The organism is Ktedonobacterales bacterium (assembly GCA_036557285.1).
Lineage (GTDB): Bacteria > Chloroflexota > Ktedonobacteria > Ktedonobacterales > DATBGS01 > DATBHW01.
The window spans coordinates 1-15618 of sequence record DATBHW010000046.1 but is presented as its reverse complement, the minus strand read 5'-3'; the positions used below and the strand labels follow the sequence as shown (position 1 = coordinate 15618).

At 57.1% G+C, this 15618-nt stretch carries 15 protein-coding genes; 13 read left to right on the top strand and 2 right to left on the bottom strand.

The window, feature by feature from the left end:
- Nucleotide 1: 1 nt before the first annotated feature.
- The 13 genes from VH599_13660 to VH599_13600 all read left to right on the top strand — a co-directional run bounded on the left by VH599_13660 (nucleotide 2) and on the right by VH599_13600 (nucleotide 12168).
- Complete coding sequence (locus VH599_13660) at nucleotides 2-1015, top strand: phosphotransferase (protein ID HEY7349355.1); 1014 nt, start codon at nucleotides 2-4, stop codon at nucleotides 1013-1015.
- Nucleotides 1016-1166: 151 nt separating this feature from the next.
- On the top strand, nucleotides 1167-1973 hold the full coding sequence (locus VH599_13655) for an MBL fold metallo-hydrolase (GenBank protein HEY7349354.1): 807 nt from the start codon (nucleotides 1167-1169) through the stop codon (nucleotides 1971-1973).
- A gap of 10 nt (nucleotides 1974-1983) precedes the next feature.
- Entirely contained in the window at nucleotides 1984-2559 is a 576-nt protein-coding gene (locus VH599_13650) for a hypothetical protein (protein HEY7349353.1), read from the top strand.
- A 126-nt stretch (nucleotides 2560-2685) separates the two neighbouring features.
- The gene (locus tag VH599_13645) at nucleotides 2686-3255 is read left to right on the top strand and encodes a DUF402 domain-containing protein (protein HEY7349352.1); all 570 of its coding nucleotides are present in this window, start codon (nucleotides 2686-2688) and stop codon (nucleotides 3253-3255) included.
- Nucleotides 3252-3704: a methylmalonyl-CoA epimerase gene (gene mce, locus VH599_13640; GenBank protein HEY7349351.1), complete on the top strand. Its 453-nt coding sequence runs from the start codon at nucleotides 3252-3254 to the stop codon at nucleotides 3702-3704. The genes VH599_13645 and mce overlap by 4 nt, the downstream gene beginning before the upstream one ends.
- 25 nt (nucleotides 3705-3729) lie before the next feature.
- Entirely contained in the window at nucleotides 3730-5280 is a 1551-nt protein-coding gene (locus VH599_13635; protein HEY7349350.1) for an acyl-CoA carboxylase subunit beta, read from the top strand.
- Between the two features lie 98 nt (nucleotides 5281-5378).
- On the top strand, nucleotides 5379-5600 hold the full coding sequence (locus VH599_13630) for a hypothetical protein (protein ID HEY7349349.1): 222 nt from the start codon (nucleotides 5379-5381) through the stop codon (nucleotides 5598-5600).
- The gene (locus VH599_13625; GenBank protein HEY7349348.1) at nucleotides 5597-5866 is read left to right on the top strand and encodes a hypothetical protein; all 270 of its coding nucleotides are present in this window, start codon (nucleotides 5597-5599) and stop codon (nucleotides 5864-5866) included. Before VH599_13630 ends, VH599_13625 begins: the two co-directional genes overlap by 4 nt.
- A 120-nt stretch (nucleotides 5867-5986) precedes the next feature.
- Nucleotides 5987-6958 carry an AccI family restriction endonuclease gene (locus VH599_13620; GenBank protein ID HEY7349347.1) on the top strand — a complete coding sequence of 324 codons (972 nt, stop codon included), beginning with the start codon at nucleotides 5987-5989 and terminating at the stop codon, nucleotides 6956-6958.
- A gap of 32 nt (nucleotides 6959-6990) precedes the next feature.
- Nucleotides 6991-8514 carry an N-6 DNA methylase gene (locus VH599_13615; protein ID HEY7349346.1) on the top strand — a complete coding sequence of 508 codons (1524 nt, stop codon included), beginning with the start codon at nucleotides 6991-6993 and terminating at the stop codon, nucleotides 8512-8514.
- 321 nt (nucleotides 8515-8835) lie between these two features.
- A complete protein-coding gene (locus VH599_13610; GenBank protein ID HEY7349345.1) occupies nucleotides 8836-10347 on the top strand; it encodes a 2Fe-2S iron-sulfur cluster-binding protein in 1512 nt (503 codons plus the stop codon).
- A gap of 25 nt (nucleotides 10348-10372) precedes the next feature.
- Nucleotides 10373-11473, top strand: coding sequence for an FAD:protein FMN transferase (locus VH599_13605; protein HEY7349344.1), 1101 nt, complete (start codon nucleotides 10373-10375; stop codon nucleotides 11471-11473).
- Nucleotides 11464-12168 (top strand): ferric reductase-like transmembrane domain-containing protein, encoded by a 705-nt coding sequence (locus VH599_13600; protein HEY7349343.1) that lies wholly within the window; start codon nucleotides 11464-11466, stop codon nucleotides 12166-12168. The genes VH599_13605 and VH599_13600 overlap by 10 nt, the downstream gene beginning before the upstream one ends.
- A gap of 36 nt (nucleotides 12169-12204) precedes the next feature.
- On the opposite strand, the gene VH599_13595 is transcribed toward VH599_13600, so the two are convergent.
- Both VH599_13595 and VH599_13590 read right to left on the bottom strand, forming a co-directional pair.
- Nucleotides 12205-14334: an ATP-binding protein gene (locus VH599_13595; protein HEY7349342.1), complete on the bottom strand. Its 2130-nt coding sequence runs from the start codon at nucleotides 14332-14334 to the stop codon at nucleotides 12205-12207.
- Between the two features lie 12 nt (nucleotides 14335-14346).
- Nucleotides 14347-15465 carry a hypothetical protein gene (locus tag VH599_13590; GenBank protein HEY7349341.1) on the bottom strand — a complete coding sequence of 373 codons (1119 nt, stop codon included), beginning with the start codon at nucleotides 15463-15465 and terminating at the stop codon, nucleotides 14347-14349.
- Between the last annotated feature and the right edge of the window lie 153 nt (nucleotides 15466-15618).

Genomic DNA, 15618 nt, shown 5'->3' with positions numbered 1-15618 from the left:
TATGCTGCCTTTGGAAGAGGTGGTCCAGCAGATTAACACCGTACACCAAACTACGTTCCTATCTGGAGATCGATACACCACAGGCGAGCAAGGCGCGTATGCCCTGAGCGACGCGCAGGGGCGTCGCTCTATCCTCAAATGGCAGCCTGGAACAGACCACCTTGAGCGCGTGCTGTATGCGCAAACGGTGACGGAACGCTTGCGCATGCAAGGCTATCCCGCCCCTGTGTATCTGTATATCGGCGTCGCTGCGGGCGGAATCTACAGTGTCCAGCAGCGGCTTGCTGGCACAACGATGCGCCGCTTAACCCTCCAAAACTTGCCAGATGCCTTGAAGCTGCACGCCTTGCACGCAACCCAGGCTCCTGCTGGCCCGCGCGATTGGCCCCGTGAAGTCATCCAAACAGTTATGGAGGGCGGCAATGGATATTGCTTGCATACCTCATTGCAGCAGCACTCGCCAGAGACCGCTCATATGCTGCAAACGCTTCAAGGTTTGGTAATTGCCCATCAGGAGCGTATCAGGGAGACAAACGAAATCGTCCATTTTGATTTTCAACCCGCCAACCTGCTGACGCGCCAGGGCGCCATCAGCGGCGTGGTGGATTGGGAGGGCGTTCGTCCTGGTGACAGCGCCGGTTCTGCCAAAAAGCGGGGGCCACCTGTAGCGCCGCCGTCCCCGCGGCCACCGTTGGCCAGCGGGCGCCGTGGCCCGGAGGGCGAACGCTCGCCCTGGCGCAGCGGTGAGCCGCCGGGACGGCGGCGCTACCAGTGGCAACCCCCGATAATTGGTGGAACCACACTCTTGTTCTATGGTTATGATGAGGGGCCGGTGCGCGACTTCCTGTGGGGATACGCGCTCACTCGCCGTCCCATACAGATCTTGAGCGTGTACCTGGCCCATCTCATCTTGCGCCAGGTAGATTGGTCCCTCCGTCATCACGAAGAGGCGGTAAGTGACCGCTACATCACTCGTGGACATGCCCTGCTCGCAGAGATCGAGACCCGCCTGTGATGTAGAGAGCGAGCAGCCGGGCCAACAAGATCGGTATATACATTTGTAAGAAAACCGCGCTATAATCATCAGCAGCGTACCAGCACATCTATCTACAGCTTGGGACATCGGTACGACGCTCAAAACCTGGAGCAGAACGAGAGGAAGCGTGATGAAAGTTCGCTCGTTGGGCAGCGGCAGCAGCGGCAATGCCTTGCTCATCGAATCTGGCGCTACCTGCCTGCTCGTTGATGCCGGGCTGCCGCCGCGCATCCTGTTTGCGCGGTTGCGCGCGGCGGGATTGAAGCGCGGCCAGTTGACCGCCATCCTGCTCACCCACGAGCATAGCGATCATGCCCAGGGAGCCGCTGTGCTGGCCCGCGAATGGGAAGCGCCGATTATCAGCGCGCCGGAGACGCTGCGCCAGATTTTGCCTACCGACGAAGAGGGCGGGCCGCGCTGCGCCATCGAGCCTCTGGCAGTGGGCGCGAGTTTGCGCGTGGGCAGCCTGGATGTCTCGTCGTTCCCCGTGTCCCACGACGCCATCGCTCCCTGCGGTTATCTCATCAGTTCGCAGAGCTGGCGTGTCTGCGTCGCCATTGATACGGGCATGGCGCAGGGGCCGCTGCTCGACGCCCTGCGCGCCGCGCAGTTGCTTGTGCTGGAGGCCAACCACGACCACGAGCGCCTGCTCAAAGGCCCGTACCCCTGGCATCTGAAAAAGCGCATCCTCAGCCCCACCGGCCATCTCTCCAACGATCAGGCCGCCGACGCGCTGGAGTCCATCGTAGACAACGCGCCCCGCTGGGTCTGGCTGGCGCACCTCAGCCGCACGAATAACACCCCCGACCTGGCCCGCGCTCAGATAGCCGCGCGGCTGGCGCGGCTGGGCGCATCTTCCATCTACCCGGATGTCCTGCCGCCTGGCCCTGGGCTGGAATGGGACAGCGCCGACATCTGGGAGCATCTGCCGCGTTAGGAGCGTCCGTATGCAGCCACCCACCCGGCCTTCTGTCGCGCCAGGCGATCCAGAAGAGCGCCGCAGCAGCGCCCGACCATCAAGGCATCCTTTCTTGACCGCAGCGCATTTCTTGCAAGGGCTTTTCCTCTGCCTGCTCGCGCTGGCTGCTGCCATCGTGGAAATTAATGGGGGCAGCGACCTGGACGCCTTCCTTGCGACGGACATTGGCCTGTTTTTTGGCTGGCTTCTGTACCCCCGCCGCCTCTTCATCCTCACCGCGCTGGTCCTGCCGCTGGGAGTTGTCAATCAACTGTTCGATTACGACCTCATTGGCGGGGAATACCTCGAAGCGGCCTATCTGCTGGCCCTGGCCCTGGGATTGCTAGCGATCACCTGGGCCACGCGCATTGTTCCGGCGTGGGTACGCCCCGGATCGGTCTTGCCAGGTCTGGTCGTGGTCGTTCTTGGCCTGCTTTTGCTCGCAGTCAGCGCATCAGAATCAGCCGCAAAGATCATCCTTTCTTTCTGGCTGCCAACAGCGGTGCTGGGCGCGCTCGGCCTCTGGTATCTGCTGATGTCGGTTTTTGGGCGAGTGAAACCTTGACTCTTCACACACTTTTTGCGTATGTTACTAAGTGCAAGCGACTGGAGAGTCGCCTGGCATCCTGATCACACTGCTACGCCTGGGGCGCACAGGGAGAAGTGAGCGCCAGCAGCACTGGAGAGACTTATGCTACCGCGCGTTTTCATGCGCCAGGAAAAGTACGATCACCGGCTCGCAGGAACATGGGAGGGGTATCTCTTGCCTTCCAGCGCAGCGCGCACGAGCATCTGGACCCCGGCGGGTACGGTCATGCACTGGTCCACCCGCGACTGGCCTATGCGCTATCACAGCCTTCAGCACTTCTGGCCTGATCGTTGGTACACCCTCAACGCCCTCTATCGTGATCATGACCTCTACGCCATTTACTGCACCGTCATTCTGCCGCCTGCCCTGGGGGAAGGCGCAACGTATACTGATCTGGAGCTTGGCCTCCTGGTCCATCCTAACTACCGGCATGAAGTGCTGCATATGGAAACCTTCGAGTTGGCGGCGGAAGGGCTGGGCTACCCCGAAGACATGCGTATCGGCGCGCTGCTGGCCCTCGATGGCCTGCTCCGCTCGGCGAATCAGCGCAACGGCCCCTTCATGACTATTCCGCTGGCGCTGCCACGCCTGGACCTGGAGACGCTCAGCCCCGAAGAGATACACGCCATTCTTGACGACTTCGACGAAGCTATCGTGAGGCATCCCGTATGACCAACCAGTCCGACCTTAGCAGCGCCGATCTGCCCGGCCATCTGATTACGCGCATCGATCATGTAGCTATCGTCGTGCGCAGCATCGATCAAGCATTGGCTCTCTATCGTGATGTGCTGGGCATGCAGCCTTCCGGCATCAAGACGCTGCCCGGCGAAGGCGTGCGCATCGCTTTCCTGCCTTCCGGCGGGCCACAGGGCAGCGAGATCGAACTGGTCGAACCGACTGACCCCGCAACTGGCATCGCTCAATTTCTGGAAAAGCGCGGCGAGGGGCTGCACCATATCTGCCTGGAGACACCCGACATCGCCGCTGCCCTTGCCTATCTCAGCGCGCGCGGCGCGCGCGTCATTGATACCACGCCGCGTCAGGCCGCCGAAGGCCGCGCCATCTTTCTGCACCCCAAAAGCGCCAATGGCGTCTTGTTAGAACTCGTACAACGGGCCTGACCCCAGGCCACAGCAGGAGCCGCCTATGAATACCCGCGAACGCCGCGAAGAACTCCGCCGACTCAAGCAAGAAGCTCTGCTGGGCGGCGGACAGAAACGCATTGAAGCCCAGCACAAAAAAGGCAAGCTCACGGCCCGCGAGCGGCTTGATCTGCTGCTGGACCCCGGCTCCTTTAATGAACTGGATATGTTCGTCACCCACCGCTCCAGCGCCTTTGGGCTGGAGAAGCAGCGCATCGCGGGCGATGGTGTTGTCACCGGCTATGGCGAGATTGATGGTCGTCTGGTCTATGTCTTTGCGATGGATTTCACCGTCTTTGGCGGCACCATGTCCGAGGCCAACGCCGAAAAAATCTGCAAGATTATGGATATGGCGATGAAGAACGGCGCGCCGATCATCGGCCTGAACGACAGCGGCGGCGCGCGCATTCAAGAAGGCGTCGTCAGCCTGGGCGCGTATGCCGACATCTTCCTGCGCAACACGCTGGCCTCTGGCGTCGTCCCCCAGCTTTCGGCGGTCCTGGGGCCATGCGCGGGCGGCGCGGTCTATTCGCCCGCCATTACCGACTTTATCTTTATGGTTGATGGGATCAGCCACATGTTTGTCACTGGCCCCAATGTCGTCAAGACCGTGACCCACGAGGATGTGACCTTTGAGGAACTGGGCGGCGCGAGCGTCCACAACGCGATCAGCGGTGTCGCGCATTTCGCCGCGCCCAACGAAGCCGCCTGCCTGCGTCAGATTCGCCAATTGATGAGCTATATCCCTTCCAACAACGTCGAAGACCCGCCACGCCTGGAACCGGGCGATTCGCCTGACCGCGTAGACGAGGCGCTTGATGACATCATCCCCGACAACCCTAACAAGCCCTATGACATGAAAGAGATTATCCGCCGCGTCGTGGATAACGGCGATTTCTTCGAGGTGCAGGAGCAATACGCCCGCAACATCATCGTGGGCTTTGCGCGGCTCAATGGCCGTTCCATCGGCGTTATCGCCCAGCAGCCCAGCGTCCTGGCGGGCGTGCTGGACATCAACTCTTCAGATAAAGCGGCGCGCTTTGTGCGCTTCTGCGACTGCTTCAATATCCCGCTCATCACCTTCGAGGACGTGCCTGGCTTCCTGCCAGGCATCGGCCAGGAGCATGGCGGCATCATCCGACACGGCGCGAAGCTGCTCTTTGCCTACTGCGAGGCCACTGTCCCCAAGCTCACCGTTATTACACGCAAAGCCTACGGCGGCGCTTACGACGTGATGAGCAGCAAGCATGTGCGCGGCGACATCAACTACGCCTGGCCGACTGCTGAGATCGCAGTCATGGGGCCGGAAGGCGCGGTCAATATCCTGTTCAAAGACGAGATCGAGCGCGCCGCAGACCCCACGGCGCGCCGCCAGGAACTTATCGCCTACTATCAGGAAAAGTTTGCCAACCCCTACGAAGCCGCCGCGCGCGGCTACATTGATGAGATCATCGAGCCGCGCGACACCCGCCCCAAACTCATCCGCGCGCTGGAAATGCTCAAAAACAAGCGCGACACCAACCCGCCCAGGAAGCATGGCAACATTCCATTGTAGCGGGCTAGCAGATTGCTCGTTGCATGCCAGCAAGCTGCCTGTAGATGTGCTATACTCTATGAGAGCAGAGCTACACAGCAGGAAGGAGAGGCACAGCGATGATTGAACGACTCCGCGCCGTGGTCGCTGAGGCAGAAAAGCTCTCAGAACAGGAACAGGAGCTATTGGCGAGCCGTTGGGAGGAATTGCTCGAAGAAGCGAAGTGGGAAGCAACCTTTGCCGACCCCAGGTCAGATCGGGCGCTGGATGCGCTGGTGAAGCGCGCCAAAGAGCAGGTCGCGCGCGGCGAAGTCTACGACACGCTGCGCGATGACTCATGAGATCACGAGTCACCAAAGACTTTCGAGCCTTGCTTGCTTCCCTACCAGCCTCTGTTCAGAAACAAGCCGAAGATGCCTATGCCCTCTTTCAGCAGAACCCCTATCATCCAAGCCTGCGCTTCAAGCCAACGAAAGGCAGAAGCGGCTACTATTCAGCAAGGGTAGGTATTCATTTTCGCGTTCTGGCCTATCAAGATGGCGAAGACATCGTATGGTTTTGGATTGGGAGCCATTCCGACTACGACAAGATTGTCGCCCAATTCTAGGCTTGTCTGATAGAACATCCATTTGCCCATAAACTTCTCCACACCCTGGAAATGCTCAAAAACAAGCGCGACACCAACCCGCCCAGGAAGCATGGCAACATTCCACTGTAGGAGACACTGATGAGAACCATACGCTGGAGTCTTTTTGAGGATGCCTTGAGCGTAACGCCAGAAGAGATCGAATTGGAACTTCGGGGGCAAGCCCCTGCACCCTGGGCGGATTTTCTTCTCAACCCGCGTCGCCTGCGCGGCAGCGACTTCCTCATGCGCGTGTCTCAGGGGCAATGGAGTGAGCATTGTCTGATTCAGGCTGTAAATGCGACAAGGCAATATTTAGCGTTGCCATATGGCCCCAGCGGAACAGCGCCAGATCAAGATCATGATGTGAGGGCTTATGAACTCTATTTTGAGAGGCTGGAAGCGGCTGGACTCGGCCAGCTCAAGCGCCCTGATCTCCTTCTATTTCGCAGAGAAGATGAGGCAAGCGTAAATAAAATCATTGAGAAGCTGGGAGGGGAGCAGGAGTTACCATTTATACCTGAAGAGCATCCAGCTATGGTGACATTGCTCTCAAAAGCAATTATCGCTGTTGAATGCGAGAATAGCCTCTGGAAAGTCCGACAAATGGCAGATTATGGCGCAAAGCTGACTCCGCAGAAGCGATTGGGTGGCAAGCCTGGCTTAAAAAAGAGGGCAGTACTCCCCACAGTGATTATCAAAGAAGAAGACCTCTCACCGTTAAGCAGGTGGCAAGTGGAGCGAGGCGTGCCTATCCATGTCTGGCAGGCTTTCTATGACCTGGCATTCGGGTTAGCCCTGGATGAGGCGCAGGAATTGATTGAGAGCGGTAAAATAGAACCAACAACACAAATATTTCAAGCGCCAGGCGGCGCAACGACAAAGAAGACCATCTACAAGTTTTACTATCATTATGCCTACCCGCTTGCCGAGGCTGTAGAAGAGCCAAAACTGGAGGCAGCTTCCATTACAGATAAGAATGGACACATCCTGCCGTATGTGAAGTTTATTGGTGGTACGCTAAAGATACATTCAGAGGCGCTGAGCAAACTTGACTCGGCTTCCAGCAGATAGCAGCAGTTTCCGGTGAGAGGATACTTGAAAGCATGCAGCCGCAAAGACTACCAGCCGCTGGACCGGCCCGCGAGGCGCTTCGGGAAAAGGGGCAGTTTTGGACGCCTGATTGGATTGCCCAGGCAATGGTGAGCTATGTGCTGCAAAGCGAGACTGACCATATTTTCGATCCGGCAGTCGGGGCAGGCGCCTTCTTCAAGGCGGCGAAAGTCATTGGTGAACGCCTGGGCAGCCGCATTGAACTGCTGGGCGCCGAGATTGATCAGGCGGCGCTCCAGCAGGCCGCCCAGCATGGCTTAACGGCAGATGATCTGGCCTCAGTGCAGATGAGCAACTTTGTCTTGCACCCGCCTGCCAGACGCTTCAACGCCATTGTCGCTAATCCGCCGTACATCCGACACCATCGCCTGCCTGCCGAGGTCAAGGCATATCTCAAAACGTACAGCGCCAATCTGCTAGGAGCCGCCATTGATGGCCGGGCAGGACTCCATATCTATTTCCTGCTGCGCGCGCTGCAACTGCTCGCCCCTGGGGGGCGGCTGGCGTTCATTATGCCCGCCGATACCTGTGAGGGCGTTTTTGCCCGCCCGCTGTGGGAGTGGATCACACAGCGCTATCATCTGGAAGCTGTCGTAACCTTCACCCCAGCCGCATCTCCCTTTCCCCAGGTAGACACCAACCCGATGATCTTTCTGATCCGCAAGACGGAGCCAGCGACGGACTTCTGGTGGACGCAGTGCGCTCAGGCAGAAACAACGCAACTCCAGACGTGGATCAGATCAGGCTTTGGCGCGGAGCCAGATGGCCCACTGCGCATTCACCACAGACCACTTAGCGAAGGTCTCTCCACTGGCCTCTCACGACCGCCAGCCGCCGAGCGCCAGTCTGGAATAGTCCTGGCCGATGTAGCGCGGGTCTGGCGTGGAATTGCTACGGGCGCCAACGACTTTTTCTTCCTGACCAGAGAGCAGGCCAGATCGCTGGAGATACCAGATGAGTTTCTGCGGTTGGCCGTCGGGCGCACGCGCGACGTGGATGGGAACACGATTACCCCAGGAATGCTTCAGCAGCTTCAAGCAGCCGGGCGACCTACATTGCTGCTGTCGCTGGATGGTCGACCCCTCGCTGGATTTCCACCAAGCGTACAGCACTATCTCCTGGAGGGTGAAAAACTTGGTCTTCCACAGCGACCATTGATCGCGCAACGACGCCCCTGGTATAAGATGGAGGTTCGCGCTGTGCCACCCTTTTTATTTGCCTATCTTGGCCGTCGGCACGCCCGCTTCATTCGCAACATCGCCAGTGTCATGCCCTTGACGGGCTTCCTCTGTGTCTACCCTCATGAAAGTGACCCGGCCTTCCTGGAGAAGCTCTGGAGCGCTCTTACCCATCCCGATACGCTTGCCAACCTTCCGCTGGTAGGCAAATCCTACGGGGCTGGAGCCATCAAGGTCGAGCCGCGCGCATTGGAGCGCCTTCCGATTCCTGCCTCAGCCTCAAGAGCAGCAGGGCTAGAAGCAGTCAAGCAATATAGGCAGCCAACGCTCTTCTCATGAGAGGCAGATGTAGGAAAAATGGGCTAGCTGGCTCATAGCATCATCACAAAGAAGTGACTCCTGGCTCTATAATAGCAGCGACGCCTGAAAGGCATACAAACAGCCGAGCGCCATGATATGCTATTGCTGAGTTTTCCTTTATCAGCGTCAAGCTGTTGACGCTTTTCAATCCCGGCAAGCAGTGTGCCATTCTATGCAGCCCAGTGACTTGCCGACTCTCACCTGAATCATGGAAAAAATGGCGCTTTTGTTGCCTTTCATGTGAACGCCGAGTGGGACAATTAACGCGTTAAGCGCTTAGTTGAGAAAGGGAAGAACCCCATGAGTTCCAGGAATGGCGAGACTGGCGGACTGCCAATTGTGTCACCGGCCAATATGATGCCGGTGCAGGTACTCCAGCGTGAGATCATTGCGCCAGAGACCGTCACGCTCTATCTCGTGCTGCCAGATACCGAGCAGGCTCCTGCGCCGTACCAGCCGGGGCAGTTCGTCACGCTGGCCCTGCCGACATTTCGCGGGACTATCTATCGCTCCTATTCGCTTTGTGGCGATGGACGGCCCGACCTGCCCTGGGAAATCACCATTAAGCGGCTCCACCTGGGTACCGTTTCCACCTACTTGTATGATAAAGTCAAAGAGGGGTCGATCCTCTTCGCAAGTATACCGCGTGGAACCTTCACCCTGCCCAAAAACCTCCAGCCAGGCGATCCACTAATTTTTGTGGCGGTAGGCAGCGGGATCACTCCCATTATGGGGATGCTCAGCGCGCTGGCGCTCCTCCCGCCGGAATACTGCCCACAGGTGCAACTGCACTACGCGGCGAGATCGCTGGCGGATATGATTTACCGCCGCGAACTACAAGAGATGGACCCTAGAGAGCGCTGGCTGAGCCGCTGGTTCTATCTCTCCTCTGATGGCAACCGCATGACACCAGAAGCCGTGTTGTCAAAGGCTGAACACCTGGCATTACAGGCGCATTGGTACATGTGTGGCCCTGAAACACTGAAGCGCGATCTGCACGGGCTGCTAGAAGAGTGTGAGGTTCCCGACGAGCAGGTGCATGCGGAAGTCTTTGCGCCGCAAACCAGCCAGGCTCAGACCATTGAGCGCGGAGGGAACGCTATCAGCGGCGGTTTGCCCAGCGTGGCGCAGGTTCGGGTGGAAGAAACGGGGGCGGTTCTGGACGCGCGGGCCAACGAGACACTGCTTGCCACTCTGGAACGACATGGCTATCGCCCCGATTTTAGCTGCCGGGCAGGAGCGTGTGGCGCCTGCAAGTTGAGGGTGCTTTCGGGGCAGGTAAGCCCCGTCGGCGAGGCGCTCAGCGCGGCTGAGCGTCGGGCTGGCTATGTCCTGAGTTGTGTTGCCATGCCCCAGGGAGATGTGACGCTTGCCTCCGGTGGACGAGCGCCAGCAGGAGGCGCAACTGTTGGAGCCGTTCCCGGGGCGATGATCAACACACGACACGCTGCCATTATGCGCACTCGCTTGACCGCGCTGCTGGCAGTAGGCGGGCTGGTCTTTGGCTCCTGGATGCTCACCAATCACAAGCCAGCAAGCACTCTGGCAAGCTCTCAGCCGAAAACGGGCGTCACTCCCACCCAGGCCAGCCAGGGAAACACGCCAACCGCTGCCCCTTCCGGGTCTACACCCAGGCCAGGCGTAACGCCCACACCCAGGCCAGGAACAACACCTACACCCCGGCCACAGGCAACGCCAACGCCGAAGCCAGGGGTAACGCCAACGCCGACGCCCAGGCCGCCGACGCCGACGCCAACACCGAAACCTCCGAAACCAACGCCAACACCTACCGCCACATCAGGAACCTCGTAACCCTACACAGGCTAGAAGGCGCCACATGATGCAGGCCAGCATTGCACAACAAGAATACCGGCTGGTAGAGCAAACGACCCGGATGATGGCGACAGACGTGAGCGTACACGTAGCCGTTCCGCCTGCGGAAGAAGCCAGCGCCCAGGCGGCTATAGCCGCCTGTATGGCGTGGCTCAGAGAAGTCGAGCAGCGGCTGACTCGTTTCAATCCTGAGAGTGAACTGTGCCAGTTGAACAACGCCGCTGGTCATTGGCGCGGCGTTTCCCGGCTCACCTTTACTGCTGTGCAGGAAGCACTAATCGCCGCAGAAATGAGCGACGGTCTCTTCGATCCGACTTTGCTGCCACAACTGGAGGCGCTAGGCTATGATCGAGACTTTGCGCAGATTACCAGCGAGGCGGCCACACTGCCCGAAACGCAAACAGGCCCTTCGGCCTCCGACGGAAGCTGGCACAGGATTCAGATGGACGCCAGGCGCCAGCGCATCCATCTCCCTGAAGGGACACGGCTCGACCTGGGTGGGATTGCCAAGGGCTGGGCAGCAGATGCCGCGCTGAAACGCTGCTTTCGCTCCTTCGAGAACGTCATTATCAACGTTGGGGGCGACCTGCGCCTGCGCGGCCAACGTCAGCCGGATGAACACTGGGCAGTCGGCATTCGTGACCCACGCTACGATCACCGCCCAGGCCCAACGCCAAATATCGCTGTCCTGACGCTGGGTCAGGGCGGCCTGGCAACCTCAGGAGGTACCCATCGCTTTTGGCAGCAGGGAGGCCAGCGGCGGCATCATCTGCTTGACCCGCGCACTGGCCTTCCAGCCAATGTCTGGATTTCCTTTACAGGAGAAGAAGAGATGGAAGAAGCCGAATCGGCCCGCCTGATCGCCACCGCTACTGCTCTGGCGCCAACCACAGCCCGCGCCGAAGCTGCCACGAAAGTGGCGCTGTTGCGCGGCTATCCCGACGCGCTCCATGCGGTGGAGCAAGCCTGGGCAGGAGCCGCCCAGGTAAAGGCCGATAAAGGCGTGGCATTGCTGCTCGTCCTTGGCACGGGCGAGGTTGTCTTATCCGCAAACATGCAGGCATATCTTGATACCTGCGGTGGAGGAGGCATGGTATGGATGTGACTCTGTTGGCGAGCAGCCTTTGGGGGCAAAGACCCAGCACGCTGGCGGAGGCCGCAGCAGCCCCCAGCCCGCTGCTTTGGTATCTGACACGCACCACCGCCGTATCAGCCTATGTGACGCTGACCTTTGCCGCCATGCTCGGCATGGTGCGCGGGGTGGCGCGTGGGTCTGGCGAGCACTTATCCTGGGTCGTAGATGAACTTCATCAGGTGCTGGCGACAATCTTCGCTGCCCTGGTGGTCTTGCATCTGGTCACATTGATCTATGATCCTTTCCTTCCCTTTTCATTGGGGAATATCCTCCTGCCTGCCGACGAACCCTATCGCCCGCTGGCCGTCGATCTGGGGGTCGTCGCCCTCTACACGCTGGTAGTCGTCCTATGCAGCACGTGGATACGCCGCTCCATTCCCTATCGCTTCTGGCGCATGCTGCACTATGCCAGCTTTGCCACCTTTGTCCTGGTCACACTTCACGGGCTTCTGGCGGGCAGTGATGCTGGCGAACTCTGGATGCGAGCACTCTACGCGGGAGCCTCCGCTGCCATTGGTTTTCTGGTCTTGATGCGCTTCCTCAATCGGCCCCGGCGCGAGCCAGCTCCAGAGGAGTTGCCAGAGGATGACGATGATGATGACGAATTTGTCATCATTCCAGCATCGCCACGTCGGCCTAATAAATGGCCGTACAGGGGGTCATAAGGCGTAGCTCCTTCATCGCCAGGAAGCTTCATTGGCTTAGCCTTTTCCTGCCCGAACATAGAGCCTGTTGTTTCTCTCCAGATCCCTATAAGAATGCCAGCCCTCACCCTCACGTCCAAAAAATGTATCGAGAGCCGTTCGAACCAGATTAAGCGCAATGCGATTGCGATCTTGGAAGGTGGAGGGAAAATACTCTTCAAGGAACTTTACAATAAATCCCCAGGATACTCCCTCATTTTGCATCTTCTGCATGAAGCCAGCATCATGTTCGAGGGCTTCCAGGGCTTTGCGCTTGCAAATCTCTAAAACATCTGGGCCTTCCTGATCAACTTCATCCGCTGTAAGCTGGTCCTCTTGTGCCGTAACATCGGGCTTTGCCATGTCACCTTGCTTGTGCAGTAAAGCCTGCTTGATGAGATGCTGATACTCAGCTTGCAATCTGCGCGCAAAAGTATCAACGGAACCCTTTGTATAGGTTGGGTCAAGCGCACTGTACATATGCTCAAACGAGAGTACGCGCAGCGGAACAGGATAGGGGGTACCGCTGACCGAACTCCAAAAAACGCCTTGCCCAGCAATGGGTTCATTCAAGAGGGTGCTGAGGAGGTCTTCACTAAAATGCGCATTGGCACGCTGGAGGTTCAGAAGATCGGCGGATGAAAGCAGATGGAAAATGAACCAGTTATCTCCCTGGCTGAGTATTTCCGTAGGGATACTCCCCGGCTGCTGTGTAATGAGTAAGGCCCCAAGGTCGTATTTGCGACCCTCCTTTACCCAGGTGATATAAGGTTCCGCAGCCGAGGCTCGCTCATTCAGCACGGCCTGTGCTTCCTCAACAACTGCAATGGTAGGAATAGTTTTTGGTTCTGCGGCAGTAAACTCTGCTTGATTTCTGTCAAATATCTGTCGTAGAATCAAACCTGAAAGAACCAGAGCCGGGCCGCTACGCATCTGCGAGACATCAACAATACATAGCTTCCCTTCAGAAAGAGCGCCAAATAGCATATCCATGAGTTGGCTTCCGGGGTCATGAAGCATTTGCACAATGGTAGTCATGTTTCCACGTGCAGCCAGCGCCTCAATTTCTTGCTTGTTGTCAAGTTGAAGAAGGCGCATAATCTCCTTAAGAGGAGTTTGGTTTTTATTAGGGGAGATGAGATTTACCAGTTCCACCCAACCTTCCTGGGACACCGCTGCGAGCTTACGCACATTTTGCTGTTCTTGCCGCTCTGCTGAAAGCGCAATGCCAATGACATCGGCTGGCTTGAGCCGACGAAGGTCTAATTTGATCCCCCCGGCAACAAACGACTGATAAAAAGCACTCGGAGCCTTACGTGACGTAAAGACCACCAACTTATCTTGCAAAGTAGGAACATCACATAGTCCAGCCCGCCCTTTATCATCAGGCCAGAAATACTCTCCATCGCGGTCAAAAATAATCGTCCCAACAGGAACTTGTTTGCCACTACGCTTTTTAACAGTGGGCGTCTGCTCATAAAGCTTGCTAAAGAGTAATTTGTTGAGATTTGATTTACCGAACCCTGCGCGCGCCAGAATGAACGAGCGTCGGGAGACAAGATTTTCAATGGGAAATTTGATAAGCACATCCGGTTGTTCCATCATCTGCATCCAATCCTCGATAACAACATCCTGCCCTTTCTGAGCGTAGATATATTCCCCCAAGGCTAAGTAGCCGATGGAGGCCCCATTTCTATTGTGTCCAGCGATTTCCCGTAACACTTCTTCAGAAGGAAAAGCCACCGGGCTACCGACATGAGGGAGCCTACGATGTGATGGAGCAAAGACCAACTTCCCATGCGCGTTTATTCTCAGCACGCCAAGTACTCGAATATTGACACGGTATTTCAGATATTGCTTGCGTAAATCTTCAGGGATAGGGCGATTATCTTGAACGGCGCGGATATTAAACTCCTCACCGGAACCGCTAGCAAGTTTGCCTTCTGAAGAAAGAGAAACGATTCTTCCAAGCACCGCAGCATCGGGTGTTTCTAGTTGAACCAGAAGAAACTGTCCGTGCATCGGGATGCTTTGGAAATGGCTCTTGTAGGGAAGGGTTAAATCTGCATGAAACTCCAGACCACCTTCGCGGAAACCACGAAAGACACCAACAATATGAGCGCGGGAGAAGAGGTCGATAGAACCCATCGGCAAGCTCCCCTATTCATAGCGCCTGCGCGCTGGATCATCCACTTGGAGACGAAAGGTATCCAGCACTGGAGCCTCATCATCAAGGGCGCGGCGGATGCCCTCATAGATGTAATCTTGTAGCACAGCAAAATCAAAGTCTACTAAAGCTGCGCTCTCATGAGCTTTTTGGAGGCAGAGCGGATAAAACGGGACAGGGAACCCGTTGATAGCATCTGCCAACATGTAACCAAGAATATCTTGCGCTTCAGATACCTGGGAGAGATAAATATCAATCGGCCAGATCGGATCACGACGGTTACTCCCAAACTTCACAAAGAACAGCTTGCCCCCAACAAACTGACCATCATCGTGGGCATATTCTCTCCAGAGGTAAGACTTTTCCTCGATCTCCCTAGGAATCTCCAAGTATGCAGGGTAATCTGTCGTGAGGATATTCTCAAGCATCATTGCCAGCCGATAGCGTGTAAGAACCTTGCTCTGTTTAGCAACACCGGCCAGATACAACTTTCTGCGATTTTTCCGTTTCTGGGCCTCAATGCCCTCACCAATACCCATCAGGTATTGCTTAAACAAATCCCCAGCAAAGACTTTGCTACGAAGCAAACCATCATAGATAATTAATGTATCTGTTCCAAAGTCCTTCTTCCTCAAGAGGTGAAAGAGGATTGCCCATTCAACAAGTTCTCTATAATCCTGTATCCAACTTGGGCTGGTTGGCCGACCATCGGCATCACTGCGGATCATAGGACTGAGGTCTTGCAGGTGGCTCACGCCTAAATAGGCCATCACTTCCCCAAGCGGAGTGCTTGGACTCCCATCTTCGTTGAATTGTCTGGCACTGAGGCTGGCAACACTGGTCGTGGGGGTAATAGCTTCCAGACAATACTCATTATTACTAGAATCAACAATCCTCACAAGCTGCATCAAAAAGGGGTCAAATTGCAAGCTATTATTTCCCCCATCAGTTGCCACCAGGGATATGGATGTTGTTGTCCTTGGCTGAATGAGCCGGATCGCGCCACGCAGGGGGCGAATTTCTTCCCTTAGCTTATCAAGAACCACGCGATCAGCCATCATACGCTCTACGATCTCTCGCCTTAAAGCCCTTTGGCTCTCTGGATCAATCATAGCCAGGCTCCTTCTAAGTGGTCCATCCGGTAAGTATCTGCTATAATACGGGCATCTGCTTGCTGGAGGTGCCCGATGCCCCGTCCCCTGCCCACACGTGACCTGACGCCCGAGGAACGCGCTGACCTCGAACACCTGACCCGCTCCCGAACA